The following is a 26,520-nucleotide window of genomic DNA, read 5'->3' as shown; positions in this document are numbered from 1 at the left end:
CTGGACGGCAAATGCTGGTATTGGTGACGGGCGGAGCCCGCAGCGGCAAAAGCTCCTTTGCCGAAGCTTACGCATCACGGCTTGAGCAGCGCGGCATTTACATCGCGACAGCCCAAGCGTATGATGAGGAAATGAAAGCACGGATCGGCCTTCATCGGAAGCAGAGAGACGAAGCTGGCTTTCCATGGACGACGCTGGAGGAGCCGTTTGAGCTGGACCGATTGTTACACGGCTGGTGCGATCAGATGGCTGAGCATTCCGGCAGCCAGCCGAATAACGTGCATCCGCAGCCTATTGCTGCTGAAGGAGCCGTTGTCCTGGTCGATTGCCTTACCCTCTGGCTGTCCAACTGGCTGCTTCGATACGAGCAGGATGCCAATGCCGAGCAGCTGCTTAGGCAGAAGGTAGACGAGCTGGCTGCCGCCGGACGGCAATTCGCTGATCAGGGGCGTCATCTGGTGCTGGTAACCAACGAGGTTGGTTACGGTCTCGTGCCGGAATATAAGCTGGGGCGGCAGTTCCGGGATTTGTCGGGGATTATGAATCAACGGCTGGCACGGGAGGCTGAGCAGGTGTTCCTCGTAACGGCGGGAATTCCGATGGAAATCAAGAGCCGGCAATTCCAATGGTAGACACCGGATTTGGACCCATCCTCGTTCGCAGCCGCTTATCTGCATGATGGGCTTGGACAGAGGAATTATTACATATACAATGAATTGACTTTGAGCAAGCAAAAATGGCGATCAGGCAGTTCAAACGGGCGGGTGGATTTGGTTGTTGTTTTATTCTTGGCAGGAAACCGCTGTGATGCTGGTTTGCGCGATGATGATCGATTGGTGCATCGGGGACCCGCGCTGGCCGACCCATCCCGTCATCCGGATCGGACAATGGATACGCTGGGTCGAATTGAAGCTTCACCCGGAGGGAGTCCGTCGCTCGGAGGCCGATGAACGATGGAGAGGCGTCCTGTTAACCGTATCGACGTTGGCGATTTCCTTTGGAGCCATGTGGCTTCTGCTTTGGGCTGCCCGGTGCATTCATCCGTGGCTGGGCTACGCGGTAAATACATGGTTCATCTCGACGACGATAGCGATTAAGGGCCTTAAGGATGCGGCCATGAAGGTGTACGTTCCTTTGATGCAAGGACGTATGGAGGAAGCGAGAACCTATACCGGCTATATTGTCGGCAGAAATACGTCGGAGCTCGACGAAGCCGAGCTTACGAGGGCAACGGTAGAAACTGTAGCCGAGAATACGGTGGATGCGGTCGTATCCCCGTTGGTGTATGCGTTTCTAGGGGCGGCGCCACTGGCTATGCTGTACCGCGCAGCCAACACGCTGGATTCCATGGTCGGCTATAAAAATGAGAAGTATTTGTTCTTCGGCTGGGCTTCCGCACGCTGGGACGATGTGATGAATTGGGTCCCCGCGCGGTTAACCGGTGCCTTTCTGGTGTTAGTATCGACCGTAACCAGCGGCTGCTCCGCCTTGCGGGCTGCGCAAGCGATTCGCCGGTTTGCCCGGCTTCATCCAAGCCCCAACAGCGGCATTCCCGAATCGGCGGTCGCCGGAGCGCTCGGCATCGAGCTTGGCGGTGTGAACGTTTATCATGGGAGAATCAGCGAGCGGGCGCGAATGGGCTGGCCGCTTCGTGAAAGACGGATGGATGATATATTGAATACCGTTCGTCTGCTCTATGGGGTTAGTATTTTGATTGCAGGAGGGCTGCTGTGCGCATATTGCTGGACTTTATGGTAAAAGGGTTGGCTGCGTGTGCCGCAGCCTTTCAATTTTTAACGCGGCTTCCCGTGCCGGTTACATTGGAGTATAACGATGCGCTGTTTCGGCGCAGCGTCGTCTTCTATCCGTTAGTAGGTGCGGTAATGGGGCTGCTGCTTGGAGCTGCAGGCTGGCTCCTGCAAGGCTGGCTGCCGCCGGGAGTGACTTCCGTCCTGCTGCTGGCCCTCTGGGTCGCCATGACAGGGGGGCTGCATCTTGACGGCTTAATGGATACAGCCGATGGCATTTTCAGCTACCGGTCCCGGGAGAAAATGCTGGAGATCATGAAGGATAGCCGGGTCGGCGCGATGGGGGTTATCGCCTGTGTGCTGGTTCTTTTGTGCAAATGGACCCTGTTGCAGCAATGGCTGCCGCTCTCATGGACGGGATCTTTATTCGTGCTGCCACTGGCCGCCCTCTGGAGCCGATGGTATATGGTGGTCGCCATTGCCTTCTGGCCTTATGCGAGGCAGGAGGAGACGGGACATAACCGGATAGGGGCTTTCTTCCGCGGCCTGCAAGCGAAGCATGTGATCCTTCACACGGGTTTGGCGCTATTGTTGACCTGTTGTTTGGTATGGATGATGGGAGAGTCCTTGTTGTCTTCCGCACTCATTATAGGGGCAGCGGCTCTGGGTTGTTTGGCAGCCGGGGTGTCGATATCCGTATTTATCAGCCGCAAGCTCGGCGGGCTTACAGGGGATACCTACGGGGCTATCAACGAGCTTTTGGAAGTCTTTTTGCTATTATTGTTATATATTGTCATACATTCATAGATAAAACGGTTATCCGGTATGTTATCAAGATGGTTTAAGAGAATGGGGGAGCCTGAATGCTGGAACGATACGGGCATGGGGGAGATTTATGGACGGCCGCCGAGGCGTTTGGCAGAGGCAAGGACGAATTTCTTGATTTCAGCTCGAATATGAATCCGTTAGGACCGCCTGCAGCGGTGGAGACCATATTGAGAGAGCATTGGAGGGACGTCGCCGCTTATCCCGATCCCGCTGTGCGTGAACTGCGGAGGAAGCTCGCGGAGCACTATGAGATACCCATGGAATCGATTCTGGTCGGGAACGGCGCGGCGGAGCTGATTGACCTGGCGGTTCGGGTTATTAAGCCTCATGTGACGGCATTGGCAAGACCGTCCTTTTCGGAATATGAGGAAGCGGTGGATAAAACGGACGGGAGCATCCATGAGCTGATGCTGCGGGAAGAGAAGGACTTTGTCATGCAGCTTGACGATGTGGAAAGAACCATCGAAGCCTCGGACATGCTCTTCTTCGGTACTCCGAATAATCCGACAGGCAGGCTGCTGCCGCGGGATGTCCTCAGGCTGCTTGTGCAAGCCGATAAGCCGGTGATCCTCGATGAAGCGTTTATCGATTTTTGTCCGAATGAGGATCAGCTGACGATGCTTCGTCAGGCGGCGGTCTCACCCCAGCTCATGGTCATTCGGTCGATGACGAAATTTTATTCGATTCCCGGCCTCAGGCTCGGGTTTATTGTCGCACATCCCGATACAATTTCGAAAATGCGGAGCCAGCAGGTACAATGGAGTGTCAATACGATGGCCCAATTGATCGGTACTGCGGTGCTGGAAGATAAAGATTACGCGCGTCGGACTCATGCTTGGCTGGCGGAGGAACGTCCGTGGCTGACAAGCAGGCTGCAATCCTTAGGCCTTACTGTCACTCCGAGCGATACAAATTATCTTTTGTTTTCACTTCGGGGGCTGGGACTTACGGTGAAGGCGCTGCAATCCGAAATGGGGCGGCGCGGTATTTTGATCAGGGACGCATCGCTGTTCCCAGGCTTGGACGAAACTTACGTTAGAGTTGCGATCAGGCTGCGCGAGCATAACGAACGGCTCCTTACCGGGCTTCAGGAATCCATTCAAGCCTTGCTTGAGCAATCCAATCCGCCGATCGTCTTAGCGGCTTCGGATATATCGAGTCGTTCACCGGAGCAGGCTATCCCTTACGCAACGTCAGGACAATCGGAGCTTCCCGGCAGTGCGTCCGCTTTAACGAACAGCGCTGCAGACCCATCGATGGCAGCTCCATTAGCCGCAGCGCTGATGGTTCAAGGAACATCCTCTGATGCAGGGAAGAGCCTTATAACGACGGCCCTCTGCCGAATTTTGCTCCAGGACGGCTTGCGCGTCGCACCGTTTAAATCGCAAAACATGTCGTTGAACTCCTATGTGACCCCTGACGGAAAGGAAATCGGAAGAGCCCAAGGGATGCAGGCGGATGCCTGCCGCATTCCGGCCACGACGGATATGAATCCGATCCTGCTGAAGCCGAAGAAGGACATGGTATCTCAGGTCGTCGTTCACGGGAAGCCTTACCGGGATTTGGATGCGCGGACGTACCGGGAGAACTATTTAAGCGAGGCGGAAACGATCGTCAAGGACGCGCTGAACAGGCTGAGAAGCTCGTTTGACGTGGTCATCCTTGAGGGGGCCGGCAGTCCTGCGGAAGTGAATTTGAAGGATCGGGATATCGTCAATATGCGCCTCGCCGGCTGGGCGGATGCGCCTGTTGTGCTTGTAGCCGACATCGATAGAGGAGGCGTGTTCGCGTCCATTGTAGGCACCATGGAGATTTTCACCCAGGAGGAGCGGGATCGTGTCGCCGGATTCATCATTAACAAGTTCCGCGGTGACGTGACGCTGCTCTATCCGGGACTGGAATGGCTTGAGAAACGGACAGGCAAGCCGATCCTCGGCGTCGTTCCTTACTTGCCCGATCTGGAGCTGGAGGACGAGGATTCCGCCTCGCTAGACCGGAAGCTGGCTACGGGCATTTTGGCCAAAGGCAGCTCGGCAGCGCCATATTTGGCGGGTGAGAGGGGAGCCAGGGAGGCCGATCAGGAACTGCTGGATATCGCCGTCATCCGGCTGCCCCGATTATCCAACTTCACGGATATAGACCCGCTGCTGTATGAGCAGGACGTGCGGCTTCGCTTCGTCAGCTCGCCGGAAGAGCTCGGGCGGCCGGACGCTGTCATTTTACCGGGCAGCAAAAATACGGTGGATGACTTGCTGTTTTTAAGGCAGAACGGCTTGGAGCAGGCTCTGCTGCGCCATGCGGAGCACGGTGGAGCCGTGGTAGGCATCTGTGCCGGCTACCAAATGATGGGCAGCAAGCTGCTGGACCCGGACCTGGTGGAATCGGATCATCCGGAGCTGGACGGACTCGGCCTGCTGCCTACGGAAACGGTGTTTACCCCAGATAAACGGACGGTCCGTGCGGAAGGAACGACCTTACTGCAGGAAGGAATTCTTACAAGTCCGGCGCCGCTGCCGATTACAGGTTATGAGATTCACATGGGGAGAACACGGTTTTTGGAGCCCGTGAAGCATCCTTTTCTCATTAAGGAAACGGGCGGTAACGAGAGCTTGCATGAAGATGGGGTTGTCGCTGCGAACGGCAGGCTGTGGGGGACGTACATCCACGGCATTTTACATAATGACGACTTCCGCAGGCATTGGCTGAATACGCTCCGGGCAGAGAAAGGCTGGGGACCCAAGCTGGCTGAGCTCCGCTTTCAAGAGCGTAGAGAGGCGGCCTTCGACCGGCTGGCGGATCATGTAAGACGCCACTTGGATATGAAGCGGGTCTATGAGATGATAGGGAGAAAGGCCAAACATTTTGAAGGAGGCGATCCTCAATGAGAATTTATACGCGCACCGGCGATGCCGGAAAAACGGGCGTTATTGGCGGACGTGTCGATAAGGACGATGTACGTGTAGAGGCTTATGGCACGGTTGACGAGCTGAATTGTTTTGTCGGGCAGGCAATGGGCTTTTTGGATGAAGAAAGGTTTGCCGACCTGCTAGCCGACTTGCTGGAGGTTCAGCATGAGCTGTTCGACTGCGGCTCCGATCTGGCTCTTTTGAAGCAGGAGCTTCGCCCCTATAAAGTCACCTCCGAGATGGTGGACCGGCTGGAAGCCTGGATCGATAAATACGATGCGGAGACACCGGACATCAAAAAATTTATTTTGCCGGGGGGAGTCCAGGCCTCTTCCGCACTTCATGTGTGCCGGACCGTCTGCCGCCGTGCTGAGCGCAGGGTGGTAACGCTGGCAAGAACACAGCCGATTAACGAGCAGGTTCGCCGCTATTTGAACCGATTATCTGACTTGTTCTTCACCGTAGCCAGATTGGCCAATGCTCGAAGCGGGGTCGGCGACGTGGAATATGCTCGCAGTGCCGAGGTGTTCCGCCGTAAATGAATTCGTATTATGAACCTTTAGTATACCGTGTCTCGCCGGAGGAGGAAGGGTTTCTTCTGAAGACGATCCTGCAAAGCCGGATGCACTTGTCGCGCAAGCTGCTGTCTCGGTTAAAGCTGACCGAGCAAGGGATTACGGTGAACGGCCAGCGGCAATATATCAGCATTCGCGTTCATGAGGGCGATGTAATCGAGGTTCGGATGCAGCAGGAGGAGTCGGATGACATTTTGCCACAGGACCTTCCTATCTCGATCTTATATGAGGATGACCATCTGTTGGTCTTGAACAAGGCGGCCGGGATGATCGTACATCCGACGCACGGGCACTATGTAAATACGCTCGCGAACGGTGTTGTATATTATTGGCAGCAAAAGGGACAGAGCTTTCGTTTCCGGCCTATCCACAGGCTGGATCAAGAGACATCCGGCACGCTTGCCGTCGCTAAAAACCCGTTCGTCCATCAGCAGGTATCCGAGCAGATGCAGGCGCATCAGGTGAAGAAGGAATACATCGCTCTGGTCTATGGTGTTATGGCAGAGGATGAGGGTACGGTCGATGAGCCGATCGATCGCGATCCCGAGCAGCCCCATATCCGGATTGTTACAGAGACGGGGTATTCCGCGGTAACGCATTATAAAGTAGAGCGCAGGTTCAAGGATGCCACCATGGTGCGGCTGTGGCTTGAAACCGGCCGGACGCACCAGATCCGCGTTCACATGAAGCATCTCGGCCACCCGCTGCTGGGCGACAAGATGTATAAGCTGTCCAGCGCGAATGAAGCAGAGGAAGCAGAAGGCGAACGGCTTCTAGTCTACGGGCTGGACAGGCATGCTCTGCATGCCTGTACGCTCGGCTTCGTGCATCCTTCGACGAAGGAGTGGATGGAATTCCATGCTCCGCTTCCCGAGGATATGGAGCGGTGCATCCGCTTGCTGGAGGAACAGGGTTGAGGGAGCAGATTCTGCGGAAACCGCAGAATCTTTTTTTCGTAGTGATAAGGGAGCGGTTTCCCGGCTGCGACTTGACATTGCTTCAGCTTTCACCGAAAATTTAATGAAAACCAATGATTTTCCAAAAGGAGCTCTTACCATCATGAGTAAATCTGTCATCGTCTATCAATACCCGCAATGCGGCACTTGCCGAAATGCCTTGAAATCTTTGAAGCAGAAGGGCTTGGACGTACAAGCCGTGCATATATTCGATAATCCGCCGAATCGTGAGGAGCTTAAGAAAATGATCGCGGATAGCGGGCTGGATATTAAAAAATGGTTCAATACATCCGGTGAGGTTTACAAAGAAATGCGGCTGAAAGACAAGCTGCCGCAAATGACCGAGGAAGAAAAGATCGATTTGCTCGCATCGAACGGCAGGCTGATCAAAAGGCCTGTGGTGACCGACGGCTCTACCGTAACGGTAGGCTACAAGGAAGAGCAATACGAAGAGGTTTGGGGCCGCTAAGTGCGGAATGCGAAGGAGCGTGACAGGATTGCAGCAAAACAATAAAAAGAAAAATCCGTTCTGGATGATCGGCACGGTAGTTGTTTTTCTGTTAGCCAAAGGAAAATGGCTGTTGTCGCTATTGAAGTTCGGCAAGTTCGGCGGCGTATTTATCTCCATGCTGCTCTCGATAGGCGGCTATGCGTTATTGTTTCCATGGTGGTTCGCTGTAGGGCTTGTTCTGCTCATTCTGGTCCACGAGCTGGGACATGTGATAGCTGCGAAGCAGAAGGGGCTTCCTGTCAGCGCTCCGGTGTTTATTCCGTTTCTCGGAGCATTGATTACAATGAAGCGCCATCCGAGAGACGCGGTTACCGAAGCGTACATGGCTTTCGGCGGTCCGATTCTGGGCACGGTAGGCGCGCTGGTAGTGTTTGGCCTGGGGTATTTGATTAACAGTCCCACCTACAGTCCCTTATTTTACAGCTTGGCGCTGGCCGGATTTATGATCAATTTATTTAATCTTCTCCCGATCCATCCTCTGGATGGGGGGAGAATCGCGACGGCAGTGTCCAGATGGCTGTGGCTAGTGGGATTAGTCGGGGGCCTTGTGTTAATCATTTACAACTTCAGCTTCATTCTGCTCATCATCTGGGCTATGTTTGCTTACGATCTGTATAAAAAATTCGTCAAGCACCGCAAGCACGGGGAGCAGAGGATGGTCAGCGCAAGCTTCCTGGTTCCGGCGGAGCCTCTCATAGAGCAGGGATACATCATCCCGGGAGAAGAGCATAAACGCGAGCTTCCTTTTGTTACTTATTCCGATCTGGAAGGACAGCAATTTGTCCATGTCATCTGGGAAGGCTTGAAGTTTCAGGGGACCATACCGCTGATGCAGCAGGGAATTATTCAAAAGGTGCATGTGACGCGGCTGGAACGGCTGCAAAAGGAAGAGGGCCTGCACTTGATGGTGCATTGCCAGGTCGATTACGAGTTATTTGAAAATGACCGTTACTATGAAGTACCGAACGCAACCCGCTGGACGTACGGGATTAGTTATTTGGCGCTTGCCGCATTTTTGTTCGGGATGATGGCGGCGGTTCATAAGGTAGGCAACATATAATCGGAGCAAAGAGGTCGTTGATCCAATGAAACAATTTCAATCCAAGCGGTTATCCCATCTGGGATCCGCTATTTTTTCTGAAATGGCGCAGTGGAAGCAAGAGGTGATGAGCCGCGGAACCGACGTCATAGATCTGGGCATCGGCAGTCCGGACCGCCCGCCTTCGGAGCGGGTCATCCAGGCAATGGAACAGGCGGTTCGCAAGCCTGAAGTATACGGTTATCCAACCTCGGAAGGAAGCCCGGCTTTCCGGCAGGCCGTAGCCCGCTGGTACCAGCATCGCTTCCAGGTCTCTCTTAATCCGGAGACGGAAATCGTGGCCTTAATGGGTTCGCAGGACGGCTTATCCCATCTGGCCATGGCGGTCGCCGACCCTGGAGATTTGGCCATGGTGCCTGATCCGGGATATCCTATCTACTCAGCCAGCCTGGTGCTTGCGGGGGTGGAGCCCTATTTTCTGCCGTTAAGAGAAGAGAACGGATTTCTGCCAAAGCTCGAAGAGATTCCAGAGGAAGTAGCCCGTAAAGCCAAGTTCATCTTGTTGAATTACCCCAGCAATCCACTATCTGCGGTTGCGACGCGTCCGTTCTTCGAGCAGCTTATCGCCTTCGGCAAACGGTACGACCTGCTTGTCGTGCATGATCTTGCTTATTCGGAAATGGCCTTCGACGGATTCCGTCCGATGAGTATTCTGGAAATAGATGGGGCGAAGGATATTGCCGTAGAGTTTCACTCCTTATCCAAGAGCTTTAATATGGCAGGCTGCAGAATCGCCTTTATGGTAGGACAGCCTGATGCGGTGCGAGCGCTTCGGATACTGAAGTCCAATATCGACTACGGTGTGTTCAAGGCGGTTCAGGAAGCGGGAATCGCTGCGCTGGAGGAAGATATGGAGCATGGCGATACGGTTGCCGGTTTATATGAACGCAGGCGCGACCTTGTTATCGACGGGCTTGCAGCGGCAGGCTGGGTTATCCCGAAGCCCCAAGCGACCATGTTCATTTGGGCGCGCATTCCGGAGGGATGGACCTCTCGACAAATTTCCCGGGAAATCCTGTACCAGGCTGGCGTTGTCGTCATTCCGGGGGATGCATTCGGCAAGGAAGGCGAAGGGTATGTACGAATCGCGCTTGTACAGGAGGAGGACCGCTTGCGCGAGGCCGTGAACAGAATAGGACGATTTTTACAGACGGCAAAGCCTCCACAAAAGGTTTAATTATAGCAGAACGCTGCAGATTACAATCTCTGCTTGGTTCATGACGCAAATCAACTTATCGGAAAAGATAAGAAGACAGGCGTTCTGGAACCGGCGGGGATTTTTTTTGAGATTTTCAGCTTTCAACGAAAAAAAGCGATGTATCCTTTTTCCAGATGCACCTCATCAACTTTTTTCACCCCCCATCGAACTATTTCCTTCTCCAAAGCGTATTTACAGTGAATACAGGAACGGAGGATCGTTCATTGATGGATTATTCGATCTCTGAAGAGCAATCGCGGGCTATCTTTGAAGAGCATGCCCCCTATGTTTATGGAATCGCCCTGATGATCACCAAGTCTGCCATGCTGGCCGATGATATCACTCAGGAGACCTTTTTGCGCGCGTTTAACAAGTACCATCTGTATAACCCCGATAAGCCCTTGCGCCCATGGCTGTACCGGATCACGATCAATTTGGTGCGAAGCACGCTGCGCAAGCAGCGGTGGCTAACCTTCTTCGGTCAAGTGCCGGTTGAAGCAAGCGGCGGCTCCGTAGAGTCTATTGTTTTGAAAAATGAAAGCGAGCGTGAGCTATGGCAGCTGGTCAACCGGTTATCTCCCAAACGGAGAGAAGTGCTCATTTTGGTCTACTATGCCGGCCTGCCGCTGCATGAGGCTGCCGCTCTTCTCGATATCCGGCTCGGGACATGCAAATCGCGGCTTCATGCGGCTCTTCAGCAGCTTAGACAAAGCGACGCAGAGGATTATCATCTTACTTCGATTAAGGAGGCGCTCAAATGACATTACATCACGCTGCAGGGAAGCAGGAGGATGCATCGCTTGAACCCTCCAAAGCCGTTCAAAGGCGGATTCGTCAGCTGTCGCCCTCCTTTACCTTTGAAGAGCTGTGGGAGAAGCATAGGAGGGACCTGGGAGAGAAGAGGAATAGAGCTTCGCAAACGACCAAGCTGCGGACAAGATGGCTTTGGGCGGGTCATGCGGTGCTTTTGTGCGGAATATTGCTGGGAGGGCTCGGCTGGTACTCTCCTTCGGTCGGTGCCGCGTTGAAGAAGATTTTCTTTATTGATCTCTTTTACCAAAAGACCGGTGGATTGCTCGATGACGGGCTGTATCAGATTGAAAAACAAAATTTGGGCACCCCGACAAACATCTCGGTAACGGATAAAAATATTCAACTGACTGTAGCCGAGGTGTTCTACGATGGCGTTCAGCTGGTGATCAATTATCAGGTCGACTACCTGAAGAAGAATAAGATAACGGAGGAGGACGCCTCCTTCTATTATGAATATGACTTTGAAGGTGTACATCCAACGATGATGGGGACTCATGAATTCAGTATTACAGGCGACCATACCTTCGTAGGGACGATGGTGTACAATATGGAGCCGGTGCCCGACCATACGATCCTGAACATCAAAATTCCGAAAATCGGCACTACGTTCGGCAAGTGGGATGTTGCGGTTCCGATTTCCGTCGGTAAAGCAGAGCAATTGACTAAGATCATTCGTCCTCAGCTGAAGGGCACCTATAAAGGGCACTCCTTTGAGGTTGAGGAGCTGACGCTATCTCCGGTAAGCACTCAGGTGAAGGTCAAGAGAGATGAATCCGCGGAGCTGTATTATCTGCTCGAGGATGACCTGCAAACTCCGTTTCTTTCCGGAGGCGGAATGGGCGGACAGGGGGAAGACCGGGAGAACTTCGGTCCTTTAACGGAGATGAATCCTCATCCGGCGTATGTAACCCTATTAGTCGGTGAGAGGAATCAAGGCCCGTCGATTCCATTTACACAAAGAGAGGAGTATGCGGACCTTTCGGGAGGGCTTCCGGTGACTCTAAAAGGAGCGGACGGAGGAAGCGTCAAAATTACCGGCATCCAACAGCTGGAGGACGCCACGGTCATTTACTATGAGGCCAGCAATGCGGCGAATCAAATTCCTTTTTTGATGTTCGAAAGCCCATCGGGAGAAAGAATCTCGTCCAAGAAACGGCCTGTCCGGCTTTCCAGAGACTCGTTCTCCTATCAATGGGAATTTCCCGGCATCTCCTCTTTATCCGAAATGAAATTACTGCTGATCGTAGACGAATTTTCCGAAGAATTTGAGAAGCCGATGAAAATCCGTATACCGCTGGATTGGGGTACGCGGCCGTAACGCTTTAAGAATGTCCGGTTCCGGGACGCATAAGCATTAAGGGGAGCCAAGGCCCCACTTGCGCTTCCCTAATGATACGATGTCGCCTTTTTGCACTTTGACTTGTCATTTATTTGAAATTTAAACGATTTCACAAACATGCTAAGATAAAGCCAAGTCGTTATTTCAAAGGAGAGGTTATCGTATGTCTAAGAAGCTAAAAGTAGCTGTAATCGGCTGCGGAGGCATTGCCAAAGGGAAGCATTTGCCGAGTCTTGCCAAGCTGGAGCAAGTGGAGCTTGTCGCTTTTTGTGACATTATCGTGGAGAGAGCCGAGCAGGCCGCAGAGAAATATGGTGTCGCCGGAGCAAAGGTATACGAGGACTATCGGGAGCTGCTTAAGGACAAAAGCATTCAGGTGGTTCACGTATGTACACCTAACGATTCCCACGCCGACATCTCGATTGCCGCATTGGAATCAGGCAAGCATGTTATGTGCGAGAAGCCGATGGCCAAGACGGCAGCGGATGCACGGAGAATGGCAGAAGCTGCAGAACGGACCGGGTATAAGCTGACCATCGGTTACAATAACCGTTTCCGCTCCGACAGCATGTATTTAAAGCAGCTATGCGAAGCCGGAGAGCTTGGAGATATTTATTATGCCAAGGCTCATGCCATTCGCAGACGTGCTGTACCGACATGGGGCGTATTCCTTGATGGCGAGAAGCAGGGCGGAGGCCCATTGATTGATATCGGTACGCACGCGCTTGATTTGACGCTGTGGCTGATGAACAACTATGAACCCAAGGCCGTACTAGGTTCCACCTTTCACAAGCTTTCCCAAAAAGAAAACGCTGCCAATGCCTGGGGGCCATGGGATCCCAAGAAATTCACCGTTGAAGATTCCGCTTTCGGCATGATCACAATGAAGAATGGAGCCACTATCGTATTGGAGTCGAGCTGGGCGCTGAACACACTTGATGTGAAGGAAGCGAAGAGCACGCTGTGCGGTACGGAAGGCGGCGCGGATATGGAGGACGGCTTGCGTATTAACGGCGAGAAGCACAGCCGGCTGTTCAAAAACCAGATTCAGCTGGATACGGGCGGCGTCGATTTTTATGACGGGAAAAAAGAGAACATGCAGGATACCGAAATCCGGTTATGGATCGATGCTGTATTGAATGACAAACAGCCGATTGTAACTCCGAGGCAGGCGTGTGTCGTATCGGAAATTCTTGAGGCGATTTATAAATCCGCCGAGACGGGCGAAGCGGTTTATTTTGATTAAGGATCAAGAAAAGGTTTATTTTGATAAAAGTGCTTGTCGTATTCAAAACGAAGATGCGATATGATTCTAAATGACGGAGGGTACATAGAATGATCAGAGTAGCAATGCTGAGCTTCTGGCATGTGCATGCCAACGATTACGCCCGCCAGGCGACCGAGCATCCTAATACGGAAATTGTGGCTGTATGGGATGAGATTCCGGAGAGAGGACGCAAGCAGGCGGAGGAACGGGGCGTACGGTTTTACGGGGATTTGAAGGAGCTGCTCGCTCAAGATGATATTGACGGAGTTATTGTTGATACGCCGACCAATATGCATCACGAGGTTATGGTAGCGGCTGCACAGGCGGGCAAGCATATTTTCACTGAAAAGGTCGTAGCGACCACGCTGAAGGAATGCAATGAAATTTTGGCGGCAGTTCAAGAAGCAGGGGTCAAGCTGACGGTGTCATTGCCTCGCTTGAATGCGGATTATACGCTGGAAGTTCAACATATTTTGCGTGAGAGGATGCTGGGGGAGATTACGCTGGTGCGTACCCGCTTGTCCCATAATGGTGCCATTTCGTCCGAGCGCGATCCGAACGGCTGGCTGCCTGCTCATTTCTTTAACAAAGAACAATGCGGCGGCGGTGCCATGATCGACCTCGGCTGCCATCCGATGTACTTGGCGCGCCTGTTCTTAGGTCTTCCGGACAGCGTTTCCGCCAACTATGGCTATGTGACCGGTAAAGAGGTAGAGGATAATGCAGTGAGTGTGCTAAGCTATTCGAACGGTGCGTTGGCGGTCGTCGAGGCCGGCTTCGTTAACCGGTTCTCGCCGTTTGTTATCGAGGTCCATGGGACGGAAGGAAGCTTGCTGTATTCCACGCATGATAACAAGCTGCTGGTCCAAAGCTCGAAGCTCGGGGGGCAGAAGGAATGGCAAGTGCGGCAGCAGCTTCCGGCGAACCGTCCGTCCGCTTTCGATCAATGGGTAAGCCATATCGAGAACGGTACGACGGCGGATGAAAATATTCAACTGGCTCTGGATTTAACAAGACTGATGGAGGCGTCCAATATCTCGGCGAGCACCGGAAAAGCGTGCAAGCTTAGCGATTTGGCGCAGTAATTATGACGGGAATCATGGCGGTGGCCCTGCTTATCCGTGGATAACTGAGATAGAGGAAGTCAGGGAGGGCTGGCACAGTCTGGAGTAACGATTCCCTGCCTATCCCGGGTTCTTATAATCCACCACAGGGCTAATGCCGCCCTAACAGCTGCGGAGGTGACCCATTCATTGGAATGCTCGAACAGGACAACGTCCAAGCCATATGCTTTCGAACTGATGCTCGGCCAGCCGTATGCGCTGGACCGGCTTGATCTTGAGTTTCGCTGGGGCCACTACGGGATCCGTATGCTGCGCTTTCATCATACCAGCTTCCCGGCGGGAAGATCCGTCAGCTTTCATAAGCATTCCGATTATGAATTTCACTATATTCCGCGCGGGAAGGGCAAGGTGATTCTGGGCGAGGTCCCGTATGCGCTGCAGGAAGGCATGCTGTACTTGACTGGGCCGAATGTGCTGCATTATCAGGAGGCCGATGCCGTGGAGGCCATGGATGAGCTGTGCCTGCATATCGATATCGTGAAGCTGGATGAGGAGACCGATGCTGCCGATTGCAGCGCAAATTCGAAGGATTGGGGCCGGAAATGGGAGGTTGCCGAGGCAGAAGCGTGTATTCAGCAGATTCAGTCGCTCCCCGCCAGACCGGCGGCAGACCAGTTTCGGGCGATGGACTGCTTCTTGACCGCGTACAGGGCATGGTATGAGAATCAGCCGGGGCTGTTCACGGTGCTGAAGCAGTCCATCATCCAAATTTTGCTGCGAACGGCGCGTACCTACGCTTCGGTTCCCCAGCCGGATTTGCCTTCCCGCGATATGAAGCATTACCGGTATCAGCTTGCCGTGCAATTCATCAACGACAATTATATGGAGCCTTTAACGCTGGACATTGTGGCTGAGAGGGTGCAGATCAGCTCGAGGCAGCTGCAGCGAATTTTTCGGGAGCATACGGGATCGACGTTCAGCGAATATATCGAGCAGCTAAGGCTGACCCATATTTGCAGCGAGCTCAGCTTAAGCACGGAGACGATCGATCAGATCGCTTTTCGCAACGGCTTCTCCAGCTCCAACTATTTGCATTATGTGTTCAAAAAGAAATTCGGCATCACTCCCATGCAGTACCGGCAGCAGCATCAGGTTGCGGCCACGTTATCCTGAGATGGAGCCGAAGGTGGAGGCCGTGATCTGTGAAAACCAGGTTGCGGTCTTTTTCATGCTGCTTCGTTATTTGGGTATGAGGCAAATTAGACCATCTCCCCCCAGCTAGCCGTTGCCATGGTATAATAGAAGTCAAAATGGCTTTGGGAGAGATGATATTGAATCCATATGAAGAACAGCCGCAATCCGTCCTGCTGGTCGACGGCATGGCGCTATTGTTTCGCGCCTTCTACGCGACCTCCTACAGCGGCTACATTATGAAAACAAGCGGCGGAATGCCGACGAATGCGGTATTTGGCTTCGTCAAATACTTTTGGGATGCCGTACAGACCTTTAAACCGACTCATGTTATCTGCTGCTGGGATATGGGCGGCAAAACGTTCCGTACCGAGAAATTCTCGGACTATAAGGCGAACCGTGCTGATTGTCCGGAAGAACTGATCCCGCAGTTTGATCTCGTAAAAGACGTCGTTGAGAGCTTCGGCGTACCTAATGTCGGATTGAACGGCTATGAGGCGGACGATTGTATCGGGACATTAGCGCGTACATACAGCATGGAGAACGATGTGTATATTTTGACGGGCGACCATGATATGCTTCAGCTGCTGCAGGAGCGGGTGAAGGTGGTCATCATGAAGAAAGGGCAGGGCAATTACGCCGTCTACAGCCCGGAAACGCTGATGGAGGAGAAGCAGCTGACGCCTGAGCAGTTTATCGACCTGAAGGGCTTGATGGGCGATACCGCCGACAACTATCCCGGCGTGAAAGGGATTGGAGAGAAAACTGCACTCAAGCTGCTGCAGGAGCACGGCTCCGTGGAAGGCATTATCGAGAATTTGCCCCTTCTGCCCAAAGGGGTTCGCGCCAAAATTGAAGCAGAGCTTGAAATGCTGCATCTATCCCGCGATTTGGCGCGTATACGTACCGATGTGCCGGTCATGTGCGAGCTGGCCGCAGCCAGCTGGGAGGTAGACCGCGGCCGGGTTATTGCGAAGTTCGAAGAGCTGGAGTTTAAGGGATTATCCAAATTGCTTGATTGAAATCATTTTACATAATGAACTTATACATGTAGCCGTTTCTTTAAGGCCTCATCTTCCATGGAATATGGAGGATAGAGGCTTTTTTAAATTTATAAATTTCGGGGCTCCCCGCAAAGTACCTGAATCAGCTTCGAAGCCAAGGCCCCACTTTGTGGGGTGAGTCTGTCGAGAAACCTATAAAAGCTTGAATTTTTGCTAATATACTCCGGTGGGGTATTCCCCTCCAGCCTCTGTTGAAACCTGTGAATAGGATTAGATTTAGCGGTATTTTCACGGGTTTCAAAGGAGGACGTAAACTTCTCCGAGGCATACCCCACCTCCATATGCAGCATAATTCACGCAAACAGGGTTTCTCAACATCCTGGCCCCACTTTGTGGGGTTAATTTATATTTCGACGGTAGGATTATGAACTATAAGCGCGCATAGAGGAGTGCAAGTCGACGCTGGTTTGCATCTTTTGTTCATATGAATACGATAGTATGCCATGAAACAAGCATAAATGAGCTTGATTTTACACAGGCTCCCGCAGGGAATTTCCAGGTCATTGGCCTTTGTAAATCCGATAATGGACCATTCATACAGCCTTAATAATAAAAAAACAAGATATGAGGCTAAGGAACTAGGGAAAATGTATTGACAAAACGTATTTTGGCAATGTAATCTAAAGTTACAAAAACAAGCATAAATAAACATGTAAATGCGCATCGATGCTTGTTTCGTGGGTGTGAAGGGGGAGATCGATTGCTGGCTGCCGAGAGAAAGCGAAAAATCGTGGAATATGTGAGGCAGTATCAGGCGGCTTCGGTTGCGGCGCTGGCGCAGGAGTTCGGCGTGCATGAAGCCACAATCCGAAGAGATCTGGCCGAGGTCGAGCATGAGGGGCTATTGAAGCGAACTCGAGGCGGGGTCGTTGTTGAAGGATTGACCCATAACGAGCCTTCGTTTAATGAAAGATCGAATGCGCAGCTTGAGCAGAAAATGCGCATCGGCAAAATGGCGGCCAGTCTCGTGGAAGACGGTGATCATATCATCATCGATTCCGGCACGACGACACTCCATATTGCCAAAAACCTGGTTCATCACAACCATATCACCGTCGTTACCAACGATATGAATGTTGCTGCGGAGCTAAGGGATGCCCCGGGGGTAAGAGTGACGGTGACGGGCGGGGAATTGTACCCCTCAAGCTACATGCTTAACGGTATGTTCACCGATCGAGTGCTTCGCTCGCTTCATGTATCCAAAGCGTTTCTCGGAACACCTGCCATTCACCCCAAGCATGGCTTAATGCATCCCGAGGCTCAGCTTGTATTGGCAAAGCAAGGGATGATTGCAGCCGCCCAGGAGGTTATCGTCGTAGCCGACGGCACCAAGATAGGGAAAATTTCACTTCACACCGTCGCACCGAACAGCTCCATCCATACTTTGATCACCGGTAACGAAGTGCCGGATTATGACGTGAAACCGTTCCGGGATGCCGGAATCCATGTCATTACGGTATAGCTGCAGGTGAATCTTTCCCGATCGGTATTCCGGTCGGAAATTCATATTATACAGGATTCATGATTATGGAGGTGTTTCGGTAAGTGGCTACAGCAACAGCGAAAGTACATTCGCGAACTCTACGCTTGACTCAGCCCCATACCGTTCAAGAGCTGCTCATCGAACGGGAGGTTAGGGAGGGATTTGTCGTCGTGGAACCGACGATCGCAAGTATCTGCCATGCGGATCTCCGCTATTTCGGCGGATTAAGAAAGCCGGAGGTGTTGGAAAGAAAGTTGCCGATGGCCCTGCTTCACGAGGGAATAGGAACCGTCGTTAGAAGCCATTCGCAGAGGCTCAATGAGGGGCAGAGAGTCGTCATCGTACCCTATGTTCCCGGTTATCTTCTTAGAGGGCTCCAGCCCGAACAATGCTGTCCGGCGTGCAGAGGGGAGATCGAGGACAATTACTGCTCCAATGGCCAATTTCTAGGAAGCGGAACGGACGGCATAGCCCAGAGCAGATTGGTGCTGCCGGAGCCTTGTGTCATTCCTATTCCGGATAACGTCCCGGATGAAATTGCGGTGCTGGCGGAGCTGTGCAGCGTCTCGTACCGGGCGCTTCGAGGAGTCCGGCCTATGCTGGCACAGGCTAAGGTGGCCGTATTCGGCGACGGCCCCGTCGGTTATTTGACTGCAGCGATGCTGCATCATGCTTACGGGCTGGAGAGAGATCGTTTGACCGTTTTTGGAGCCATTCGGGAAAAGCTGGATGAGTTTAGCTTCGCGGACACGAGAATGGTCCAAAGCTATGATTTTGCCGCCGGTGACAAGGTGGATATTGTAGTGGAATGTACAGGAGGACGTTTTAGCGAGAGTGCGATTAATCAGGGGATCGACATCTTGAAGCCGGGAGGCCAGCTTATCGCGATGGGAGTTAGTGAAGATCTGGTTCCGGTTAACACTCGCGATGTGTTGGAGAAAGGCATAACGCTTCACGGGAGCAGCAGAAGCTCCGCCAAGGATTTTCGGGAAGTGCTCCAAGTGATGGAGCGGGAGGATTGCCAAGCAACGTTAAGGCGATTAGTACCGGATGGCTTCACCGCAGTGAGCAAAGCAGATGACCTAGCTGGCGCAATGGAATCTGCTCTGGCTCACCGGGACTGGAAAAAAACCTATCTCGACTTTCACTGGTGACACAGTGAAAGTCGTGTACAAATTGTACTATAGAAGCGAAGGGAAGTAAACGGCTCGAAAGGCAGAGCAGGAAAGCAAACCAAGATTTGAAAGCGCAATCATTAAGGTTTCGTAAAGGGAGTACATATTCATTAAGGGGGGATGAGGTTGGCTGCTTTGGGAGCAAGGATTCGCCATTATCGAGGTTGGAGAGGAGGGAAGCCGCCGGTATGAACAGGAAAAGGCTGTGGGAATCCGTACGTCCCTATGTCATGGTCGCACCGGCCATGCTCGGTATCATCCTGTTTGTCCTCTATCCGGTACTGTATTTGGTCAAATTAAGCTTCTACAAATACAACTTGCTGAATAAGGACAAAAGCAAATTCGTCGGACTCGATAACTTCATCGAGATATTCTCTCGCGAGGATTTTTACAGGGCTTTGCTGACTACCGTCATTTATACGGTTGGCGTCGTTGTGCTGACGATGTCCCTGTCCTTGCTTATCGCCGTATGCCTGAAACGGAAGTCGCGTATGAACGAAATCGTGCAGGCCGGCATTTTCACCCCTCATATTATTTCTATCGTCTCGGTCGCTCTTGTGTGGATGTGGCTGATGGAGCCTAATCACGGCGTGCTCAACTTCCTTCTGAAATCAGCCGGACTGCCGTCCCTGCCCTGGCTGCAGAGCTCGAGCACCTCGCTCTTGTCCGTTATTATCGTTTCCGTATGGCAAAATATCGGCTACTACACGCTGATTATCGTCGCTGCGCTTCATGGGGTCAATCCCCAAATCTACGAGGCGGCCGAACTGGATAACGCCAGCAAAGTCCGCGTCTTTTTCAACATTACACTGCCTCTTATTTCACCACAGCTGTTCTTTATATTGGTCATCATGACCATCGGCTCGTTCAAGGTGTTTGACACCGTAAAAATTATGACCGGAGGCGGACCTAACGGCTCCACGACGACGCTCGTGTATTACATATACGAGTTCAGGTCCAACAGCATCGGCTACGCGTCGGCGACCGGGGTTGTGCTGATGGCAATTATCGCCATTCTGACGTTCATTTACTTCCGGGTGCTGTCCAAAAGAGTTCATTATCAGTAATTCCCCCAGCTTCAACCGAATGCGGCAAGGAGGTGCTTAACAGGTGCTCGCACAGGAAAAAAGTGTAGAAACAGCACAAGCTTACAGTATCCGATCGGCAGCGGTTATCAAGCCGTTCCGAAAATCGCTTGGCTTTTTACTGAAGCTGCTTATGCTGCTGATGTTCATTTTCCCTTTCTTATGGATGATTTCGACTGCATTACAGACGCTGGAGGAGACGCTGACGTTTCCCCCGACATGGATTCCGTCCATTCCCCAGTGGATCAACTTTGTCCAGGCGATGAGCGCGGGTCCGTTCGCTACCTACGCGAAGAACTCCATCATCATTACGCTCTCCATTATCATCTTGCAATCGGCGGTGATGATTCCGGCGGCTTATGCGTTTGCTAAATACAAGTTCAAAGGAAATGCGCTGATGTTCGGAATGGTCTTGCTGGCGTTCATGATACCGGGGCAGGTGACCTTCATCCCGGTTTATTTGATGCTGGCGGACGCAGGACTTATCAAGTCGCTGCTTCCTCAGATCATCCCGTTCATGTCCAACGCCTTCGGGATCTTCCTGCTCCGTCAATATTTTATGCAGATTCCCCATGAGCTTATTGAAGCCGCACGGCTGGATAACGCCAGTGAGCTCGGCATTATGCGTTCAATCATGATCCCGATGTCGATGCCGGCCCTTGCGACAATTGCGCTGTTCAGCTTCGTCAGCCACTGGAACGATTATTTCTGGCCTCTGGTAATGACTGATTCGGCATCCGTCCGGCCGCTTACGATGGGAATAGCCATGCTGAGGGAAACGGAAGGGATCAGCAATTGGCATATCATTATGGCCGGCAACGTCGTCCTGGTCGTTCCTATTCTCATCGTGTATATGTTTGCATCCAAGCAGATTGTCAAAGCTTTCGTGCATTCCGGTATCAAATAATAATGTGCAGAGAAGGGGATATTCCAATGAACAAAAGATTTCCAGCCGTGCTTCTGGCAGCGGCAATGACGACCGGTCTTCTTGCGGGATGCTCGGATAACAAGACGGAGCAGGCTTCCTCTAATCCTTCGGGAGCTCCGCAAGGCAAAGTAACCGTGCAGTTCTGGCACTCTCTGGGCGGGAAGAACGGCGATTACATCAACGAAATGATCAAACGGTTTAATGAAACCCACGACAAAATCGAAGTGGTAGGCACGTTCCAGGGCTCCTATGACGAGACGGTAACCAAGCTTCAGCAGGCGGTTGCGGCCAAAACAGGACCCGATATCACCATGCTTGAACGCGCTTATGTTCAAATGTTTGCGGATGCGGAAGTATTGGAGGACATGACGCCGTATATGAAGAAGTCGCAGCTGAACGTCGACGATTTCCCTCAAGGGCTTATGGGCCATTCCACTTTTAACAAAAAGCTGGTGTCTCTGCCGTTCAACCGCTCCACCCCGATTCTTCATGTCAACAAGACGATGCTGGACGAGAAAGGGCTCGCGATTCCGAAAACCTGGGATGATTTGAAGAAGGTGGCTAATGCGCTGGTCATTAAGGAGAACGGGGAATTCAAGCGTTACGGGTTCAGTATGCCTTACGATACGTGGTATCCGATAGCGATGATCTCCCAGGCCAAGGGGAAATTTTACAATGATGCGGGCACCTCTATCGGCTTCACTAACGGAGAAGGGGTCAAGACGTTCAAGTTTCTGAAGGATTTGCAAAATACAGGCGCTCTCTATTATCCTCCGGCCCAGGATTCCGGCAATATCGTCAATCAGATGTTTACAAGCGGAAAAATCGGCATGATGTACCAGTCCACGGGTGTGATCGGCAGCTTGAAGGATAATGTCAAATTTGACTATGTGACGGCATTCCTGCCGATGGATCAAGTGTACGCAACTCCGACCGGCGGAGCCAACCTGGCATTAATGTCCGCTTCCGCCAACAAGGATGCCGCCTGGGAATTCATCAACTGGGCGATGACCGATCCCAAGGGAGGCCTGCAGTTTATTCTGGATTCGGGGTACCTGCCGTTTACGAAAAAAATGGTCGAGTCGCCGCAAATGAAAGCATTGTGGGAAAAGGAGCCTAACCGCAAGGTCGCCTACGATCAGCTGCAGTACGCGGTCGATACGAATAAGCATGTAGCCTGGCCGCAGGATATGCAGGAGTTTTTCAAAGCGATTCAAGCCATTATGTACGACAACAAGGATATCGAAAGCACGCTCGACACGTTCAAGAAGGAAACGGAGCGTCTGCTCAAGAAATAAAAACATACCATGCGGAAAGGAATGGAGAGAACCATGATATCTCGCCTTCAAGATCAACGATCGGTCATTGTAGCAGGACATAGAGGATGGAAATCGGATTACCCGGAAAATACGCTGCTTTCCTTTCAAAGGGCTATTGAGCTGGGGGTCGATATGCTGGAGTTCGACCTGCGTTTCTCCAAAGACAAAGCGGTGGTGGTCATTCATGACGCTACTGTGGACCGGACGACCAACGGCAAGGGCAAGGTAAGTGATTATACGTTGGAGGAGCTTAAGCAGCTCGATGCAGGAGGATGGTTCGGCAACCTATTTGAGGGGCTCAAGATTCCGACGTTTGAGGAATTATGCGAGCTGATGCAATCGCACCCGGACATTCTGTTGAACGTAGAGATCAAGCCAAGCCAGGATGCGAAGGAAGTGGCGGATGCAGCCATTGCGATTCTCAAGCGGTACGAGTACCTGCCCCGATGCGTATTCACTTGCTTCGACGCCGAGGTACTGGCCCATATTCATGACCATCACGGGCTCAAGACGCAGGGCTTCCCCGAGGAGCTCATGTCCAATTATGTGCCGGGTGCCGGCGGGACCTTATCCAAGATGTGGGCGGTCGGCATCAGCATGAAGCTGCTCACTCCGCAGCGCGTACAGGAATATGAACAGCAGGGGATTCTTCCCTGGTGCTATTGCCCGGATACGGAGCAGCAGGTGCTGTATGCGCTTGGCACAGGGTCCCTTCTGATGACTGTCAACAACCCGCAGCCCGCCTTGCGAATCCGCCAGCAGCTGGGGCGTTAGGATAGCCAAAGCTGGCGCTGATCAGGTATACTAGATGATGTTAGCAAACGTTACCAAGGACTGAATTAGCGTCTAATAGCAGAGGAGGCACTAACGGATGAGCAATATCGGAGTGTGGGAAAATGCGGAGCCGGGCGTGAAACGCAAAATTTTTGCACCGGGCCAAACCATTATGATGATGGAAGTCCATTTTGAGGAGAATGCGGAAGGGTATCAGCACAGCCATCCACACGAGCAACTGTCCTACTGCCTGAAAGGAAAACTGGAATTCACCATAGACGGCGTTGTGCACGTTATTTCGCAAGGAGAGACCATCTTCATTCCTAGCGGAGCCAAGCACGGCTGCCGTGCGCTGGAGCCAAGCGCGCTGCTTGATTCCTTCACCCCGGTGCGCGAGGATCTGGTCAAGCGGTAAAATCCGGATGGCGCCTATGCAAAAAAAAGACCGTCAGACACTGCGTATCAGATAGCAGCTGTTCGACGGTCTTTCTATTCGAGCTGAAGTTTAAATATCGGTGAAGTTGATGGCTCCGACGACTTGGGACAGGAAATGGGTCAGCTCTACAGCTTCCTCTTCCGTAATTTTGTATACGTGCTCCAGGTAGCCTTCTTCCTCCAGATCATCCGGTCCAATAACCGCAGTCCGTCCGGATTGAAGGTCTGTTACAAGCTTTTTGCCGTAAAAACGGTTCGTATTGGTGATGGCCAAATCAAAGCGGCGCATGGACTCTCCGACAAAGCAGACGAAGCGGGTCGTCGTCTCCTCGGTAGAATCATATAAGTAATCCAGTTCTGACATGTAAGCGTCACTCCGTTCTCGCATTTCATCGAATTGTACCCTGTATTATACATGAAGAAACGCCTGGGGGCAAAAGGCAAGCATAATATTTCGCATAAGAACATTTTACGTTTTCAATTCTTCATAAACATGATAGAATTTATAGAATGATAGAACGACAAAAGTCTGTTTACCAGCCAAAACTTACCTAGGAGGTCTCACCAGATATGTCCAAACCGAAAATGAGAAGCGACATGATTAAAAAAGGCTTCGATCGTGCTCCGCACCGCAGCTTGCTGCGTGCAGCCGGTGTTAAGGAAGAAGATTTCGACAAGCCGTTCATCGCGGTTTGTAACTCTTATATCGATATCGTTCCGGGTCACGTTCACCTGCAGGAATTTGGTAAAATCGTTAAAGATGCAATCCGTGAAGCGGGCGGCGTTCCTTTCGAATTTAATACAATCGGCGTAGATGACGGTATTGCCATGGGACACATCGGTATGCGCTACTCGCTGCCAAGCCGTGAGATCATTGCGGATTCCCTTGAAACCGTAGTATCAGCTCACTGGTTTGACGGTATGGTCTGTATTCCTAACTGCGACAAAATTACACCAGGGATGATGATGGGCGCACTGCGCGTGAACATTCCTACAATGTTCGTCAGCGGTGGACCTATGAAAGCCGGCAGAACCAGCGATGGCCGTGCGATCTCCTTGACCTCTGTATTTGAAGGCGTTGGCGCTTACCAAGTCGGTAAAATCGATGAGAAGAGCTTGCTTGAGCTCGAGCAATACGGTTGTCCTACCTGCGGCTCATGTTCCGGTATGTTCACAGCCAACTCGATGAACTGCCTGGCAGAAGGTCTTGGACTTGCGCTTCCAGGTAACGGAACGATTCTTGCGATCTCTCCAGAGCGTAGAGAATTCGTTAAACGTTCTGCTACACAATTGATGGAACTGATCAAGAAAGATATTAAGCCTCGTGATATCGTTACTATGGAAGCTATCGACAATGCTTTTGCATTGGATATGGCTATGGGCGGTTCCACGAATACAGTTCTTCATACATTGGCTTTGGCTCATGAAGCTGGCTTTGAATATCCAATCGAGCGGATCAACGAAATCGCTAACCGTGTTCCACACTTGGCGAAGATTGCTCCGGCTTCTGATTATCATATCGAAGACGTTCACAACGCTGGCGGCGTGAGCGCGATCATTAACGAACTGCTCAAAAAACCAGGCGCGTTGAACGGCGACTGCATCACCGTAACCGGCAAAACGCTTCGCGAAAACGTAGAAGGCTGCGAGATTTTGGACAAGGATGTTATTCATCCGTTGGATAACCCTCATTCCGAGCGCGGCGGTCTGGCTGTATTATTCGGTAACCTGGCTCCAAAAGGCTCCATCATTAAAGTGGGTGCGGTTGATAAATCCGTAGGCGGCTATCATAAAGGTCCTGCTATTTGCTTCGATTCCCAAGAGGATGCGCTTTATGGTATTGCTAATGGCCATGTCAAAGAAGGTCACGTTGTCGTTATCCGTTATGAAGGCCCTAAGGGCGGCCCTGGTATGCCGGAAATGCTGGCTCCTACTTCCCAAATCGTAGGTATGGGCCTTGGTGCGAAGGTTGGTCTTATCACTGACGGACGCTTCTCGGGTGCATCCCGCGGTATCAGTATCGGTCACATCTCTCCGGAAGCGGCTGAAGGCGGACCTATCGCATTCGTAGAAGACGGAGATATCATCGAGCTGGATTTGGAAAATCGTACGATTCAGCTGCAAATTTCCGACGAAGAATTCGAGAAACGCAGAGCGAACTGGAAAGGCTTCGAGCCAAAAGTAACGACAGGCTATCTGGCTCGTTATTCCAAACTCGTTACCAATGCAAGCACAGGCGGAGTTATGAAGGTTTAATTCATATTATTGGACTAAATCAGATGAAGGCAGAGAGGATATTCTCCTCCCTGCCTTTTTTGGTTGCTCAGAAAGCAAGCCTGCCAACTTCTCTGGCTTTTAAGTACTTGCATTCCAAAGCATGGATTCTTACAGACTCGGGAACGTCGGCAATTATTCCTCCTGCAAGCCATGCTCCTCATCGCCGTCAACATAAGCATGGGTAGGATGAGAGCCCGGATAGTCTCTGGATATTCCGGCATGGAGCTCACGGTTCTCATACGTATACGTGTTAGGCGGATGCTGGTCAATGCGCCATGGCGAGCTTTTCTCTGATGTAGCTTCATGCAGGTCGGCTCCATAAGGACCTTCAGGGAACTCTTCGGCCGTTAGATCGTTTCTTTGCGATTCGACGGTCTCGAGATCCGTGTATTTATGCCGGTCCTCTTCGAGGAAGCCGCCTTTTTGTTCTTCGGCTTGACTCATACCCTTTCACTCCTTTAGTGGAAGTTTGCTAATTAGAATGC

25 protein-coding genes are annotated in these 26,520 nt (G+C 52.0%); 23 read left to right on the top strand and 2 right to left on the bottom strand.

What is annotated here, in order from left to right:
• Nucleotides 1–11 precede the first annotated feature (11 nt).
• From ABEA66_RS06750 to ABEA66_RS06645, 22 genes are all read left to right on the top strand, one after another.
• Entirely contained in the window at nt 12–632 is a 621-nt protein-coding gene (locus ABEA66_RS06750) for a bifunctional adenosylcobinamide kinase/adenosylcobinamide-phosphate guanylyltransferase (RefSeq protein WP_345586981.1), read from the top strand.
• Nucleotides 633–774: 142 nt separating this feature from the next.
• Nucleotides 775–1,758: an adenosylcobinamide-phosphate synthase CbiB gene (cbiB, locus tag ABEA66_RS06745; protein WP_345586980.1), complete on the top strand. Its 984-nt coding sequence runs from the start codon at nt 775–777 to the stop codon at nt 1,756–1,758.
• Nucleotides 1,731–2,555, top strand: a complete 825-nt coding sequence (cobS, locus tag ABEA66_RS06740) for an adenosylcobinamide-GDP ribazoletransferase (protein WP_345586979.1) — start codon at nt 1,731–1,733, stop codon at nt 2,553–2,555. Before cbiB ends, cobS begins: the two co-directional genes overlap by 28 nt.
• Before the next feature lie 56 nt (nt 2,556–2,611).
• Nucleotides 2,612–5,461, top strand: a complete 2,850-nt coding sequence (locus ABEA66_RS06735; protein WP_345586978.1) for a cobyric acid synthase — start codon at nt 2,612–2,614, stop codon at nt 5,459–5,461.
• Nucleotides 5,458–6,024, top strand: coding sequence for a cob(I)yrinic acid a,c-diamide adenosyltransferase (locus tag ABEA66_RS06730; protein ID WP_345586977.1), 567 nt, complete (start codon nt 5,458–5,460; stop codon nt 6,022–6,024). Before ABEA66_RS06735 ends, ABEA66_RS06730 begins: the two co-directional genes overlap by 4 nt.
• Nucleotides 6,021–6,974: an RluA family pseudouridine synthase gene (locus ABEA66_RS06725; protein WP_345586976.1), complete on the top strand. Its 954-nt coding sequence runs from the start codon at nt 6,021–6,023 to the stop codon at nt 6,972–6,974. The genes ABEA66_RS06730 and ABEA66_RS06725 overlap by 4 nt, the downstream gene beginning before the upstream one ends.
• 142 nt (nt 6,975–7,116) lie before the next feature.
• Nucleotides 7,117–7,482, top strand: a complete 366-nt coding sequence (locus ABEA66_RS06720) for an arsenate reductase family protein (protein WP_345586975.1) — start codon at nt 7,117–7,119, stop codon at nt 7,480–7,482.
• Between the two features lie 7 nt (nt 7,483–7,489).
• On the top strand, nt 7,490–8,584 hold the full coding sequence (locus ABEA66_RS06715; RefSeq protein ID WP_144027718.1) for a site-2 protease family protein: 1,095 nt from the start codon (nt 7,490–7,492) through the stop codon (nt 8,582–8,584).
• A 25-nt stretch (nt 8,585–8,609) separates the two neighbouring features.
• Nucleotides 8,610–9,800, top strand: coding sequence for an aminotransferase class I/II-fold pyridoxal phosphate-dependent enzyme (locus tag ABEA66_RS06710; RefSeq protein WP_079908159.1), 1,191 nt, complete (start codon nt 8,610–8,612; stop codon nt 9,798–9,800).
• 248 nt (nt 9,801–10,048) lie between these two features.
• Nucleotides 10,049–10,582, top strand: a complete 534-nt coding sequence (locus ABEA66_RS06705; protein ID WP_079908160.1) for an RNA polymerase sigma factor — start codon at nt 10,049–10,051, stop codon at nt 10,580–10,582.
• A complete protein-coding gene (locus ABEA66_RS06700; RefSeq protein WP_345586974.1) occupies nt 10,579–11,952 on the top strand; it encodes a DUF4179 domain-containing protein in 1,374 nt (457 codons plus the stop codon). The genes ABEA66_RS06705 and ABEA66_RS06700 overlap by 4 nt, the downstream gene beginning before the upstream one ends.
• 184 nt (nt 11,953–12,136) lie before the next feature.
• Nucleotides 12,137–13,219 carry a Gfo/Idh/MocA family protein gene (locus tag ABEA66_RS06695; protein WP_345586973.1) on the top strand — a complete coding sequence of 361 codons (1,083 nt, stop codon included), beginning with the start codon at nt 12,137–12,139 and terminating at the stop codon, nt 13,217–13,219.
• 89 nt (nt 13,220–13,308) lie between these two features.
• Nucleotides 13,309–14,325 carry a Gfo/Idh/MocA family protein gene (locus ABEA66_RS06690; protein ID WP_345586972.1) on the top strand — a complete coding sequence of 339 codons (1,017 nt, stop codon included), beginning with the start codon at nt 13,309–13,311 and terminating at the stop codon, nt 14,323–14,325.
• 216 nt (nt 14,326–14,541) lie between these two features.
• Nucleotides 14,542–15,477 (top strand): helix-turn-helix domain-containing protein, encoded by a 936-nt coding sequence (locus ABEA66_RS06685; protein WP_377739960.1) that lies wholly within the window; start codon nt 14,542–14,544, stop codon nt 15,475–15,477.
• Between the two features lie 158 nt (nt 15,478–15,635).
• Nucleotides 15,636–16,517, top strand: coding sequence for a 5'-3' exonuclease (locus tag ABEA66_RS06680; RefSeq protein ID WP_377739795.1), 882 nt, complete (start codon nt 15,636–15,638; stop codon nt 16,515–16,517).
• 742 nt (nt 16,518–17,259) lie between these two features.
• A complete protein-coding gene (locus tag ABEA66_RS06675) occupies nt 17,260–18,021 on the top strand; it encodes a DeoR/GlpR family DNA-binding transcription regulator (RefSeq protein ID WP_192701257.1) in 762 nt (253 codons plus the stop codon).
• An 83-nt stretch (nt 18,022–18,104) separates the two neighbouring features.
• Nucleotides 18,105–19,196 (top strand): alcohol dehydrogenase catalytic domain-containing protein, encoded by a 1,092-nt coding sequence (locus tag ABEA66_RS06670; RefSeq protein ID WP_345586970.1) that lies wholly within the window; start codon nt 18,105–18,107, stop codon nt 19,194–19,196.
• A 209-nt stretch (nt 19,197–19,405) separates the two neighbouring features.
• Nucleotides 19,406–20,284, top strand: coding sequence for a carbohydrate ABC transporter permease (locus tag ABEA66_RS06665; RefSeq protein WP_079908166.1), 879 nt, complete (start codon nt 19,406–19,408; stop codon nt 20,282–20,284).
• 151 nt (nt 20,285–20,435) lie between these two features.
• Nucleotides 20,436–21,209: a carbohydrate ABC transporter permease gene (locus tag ABEA66_RS06660; protein WP_345587379.1), complete on the top strand. Its 774-nt coding sequence runs from the start codon at nt 20,436–20,438 to the stop codon at nt 21,207–21,209.
• Between the two features lie 26 nt (nt 21,210–21,235).
• Complete coding sequence (locus ABEA66_RS06655; RefSeq protein ID WP_192701255.1) at nt 21,236–22,528, top strand: ABC transporter substrate-binding protein; 1,293 nt, start codon at nt 21,236–21,238, stop codon at nt 22,526–22,528.
• Between the two features lie 33 nt (nt 22,529–22,561).
• Nucleotides 22,562–23,323: a glycerophosphodiester phosphodiesterase family protein gene (locus ABEA66_RS06650; RefSeq protein ID WP_079908168.1), complete on the top strand. Its 762-nt coding sequence runs from the start codon at nt 22,562–22,564 to the stop codon at nt 23,321–23,323.
• A 97-nt stretch (nt 23,324–23,420) separates the two neighbouring features.
• Nucleotides 23,421–23,738, top strand: coding sequence for a cupin domain-containing protein (locus ABEA66_RS06645; RefSeq protein ID WP_079908169.1), 318 nt, complete (start codon nt 23,421–23,423; stop codon nt 23,736–23,738).
• Nucleotides 23,739–23,828: 90 nt separating this feature from the next.
• Here the strand turns inward: ABEA66_RS06645 and ABEA66_RS06640 are convergent, their stop codons facing one another.
• Entirely contained in the window at nt 23,829–24,122 is a 294-nt protein-coding gene (locus tag ABEA66_RS06640; RefSeq protein WP_079908170.1) for a DUF3055 domain-containing protein, read from the bottom strand.
• 206 nt (nt 24,123–24,328) lie between these two features.
• Between ABEA66_RS06640 and ilvD the strand changes: the two genes are divergently transcribed.
• Nucleotides 24,329–26,014, top strand: coding sequence for a dihydroxy-acid dehydratase (gene ilvD, locus ABEA66_RS06635; protein ID WP_079908171.1), 1,686 nt, complete (start codon nt 24,329–24,331; stop codon nt 26,012–26,014).
• A gap of 153 nt (nt 26,015–26,167) precedes the next feature.
• On the opposite strand, the gene ABEA66_RS06630 is transcribed toward ilvD, so the two are convergent.
• Nucleotides 26,168–26,479 (bottom strand): hypothetical protein, encoded by a 312-nt coding sequence (locus tag ABEA66_RS06630; RefSeq protein WP_079908172.1) that lies wholly within the window; start codon nt 26,477–26,479, stop codon nt 26,168–26,170.
• Between the last annotated feature and the right edge of the window lie 41 nt (nt 26,480–26,520).

The sequence above is a fragment of the Paenibacillus vulneris genome (assembly GCF_039543185.1).
GTDB lineage: Bacteria > Bacillota > Bacilli > Paenibacillales > NBRC-103111 > Paenibacillus_S > Paenibacillus_S vulneris.
The sequence above is the reverse complement of the archived record's forward strand: the minus strand, read 5'-3'. Positions and strand labels throughout refer to the sequence as shown.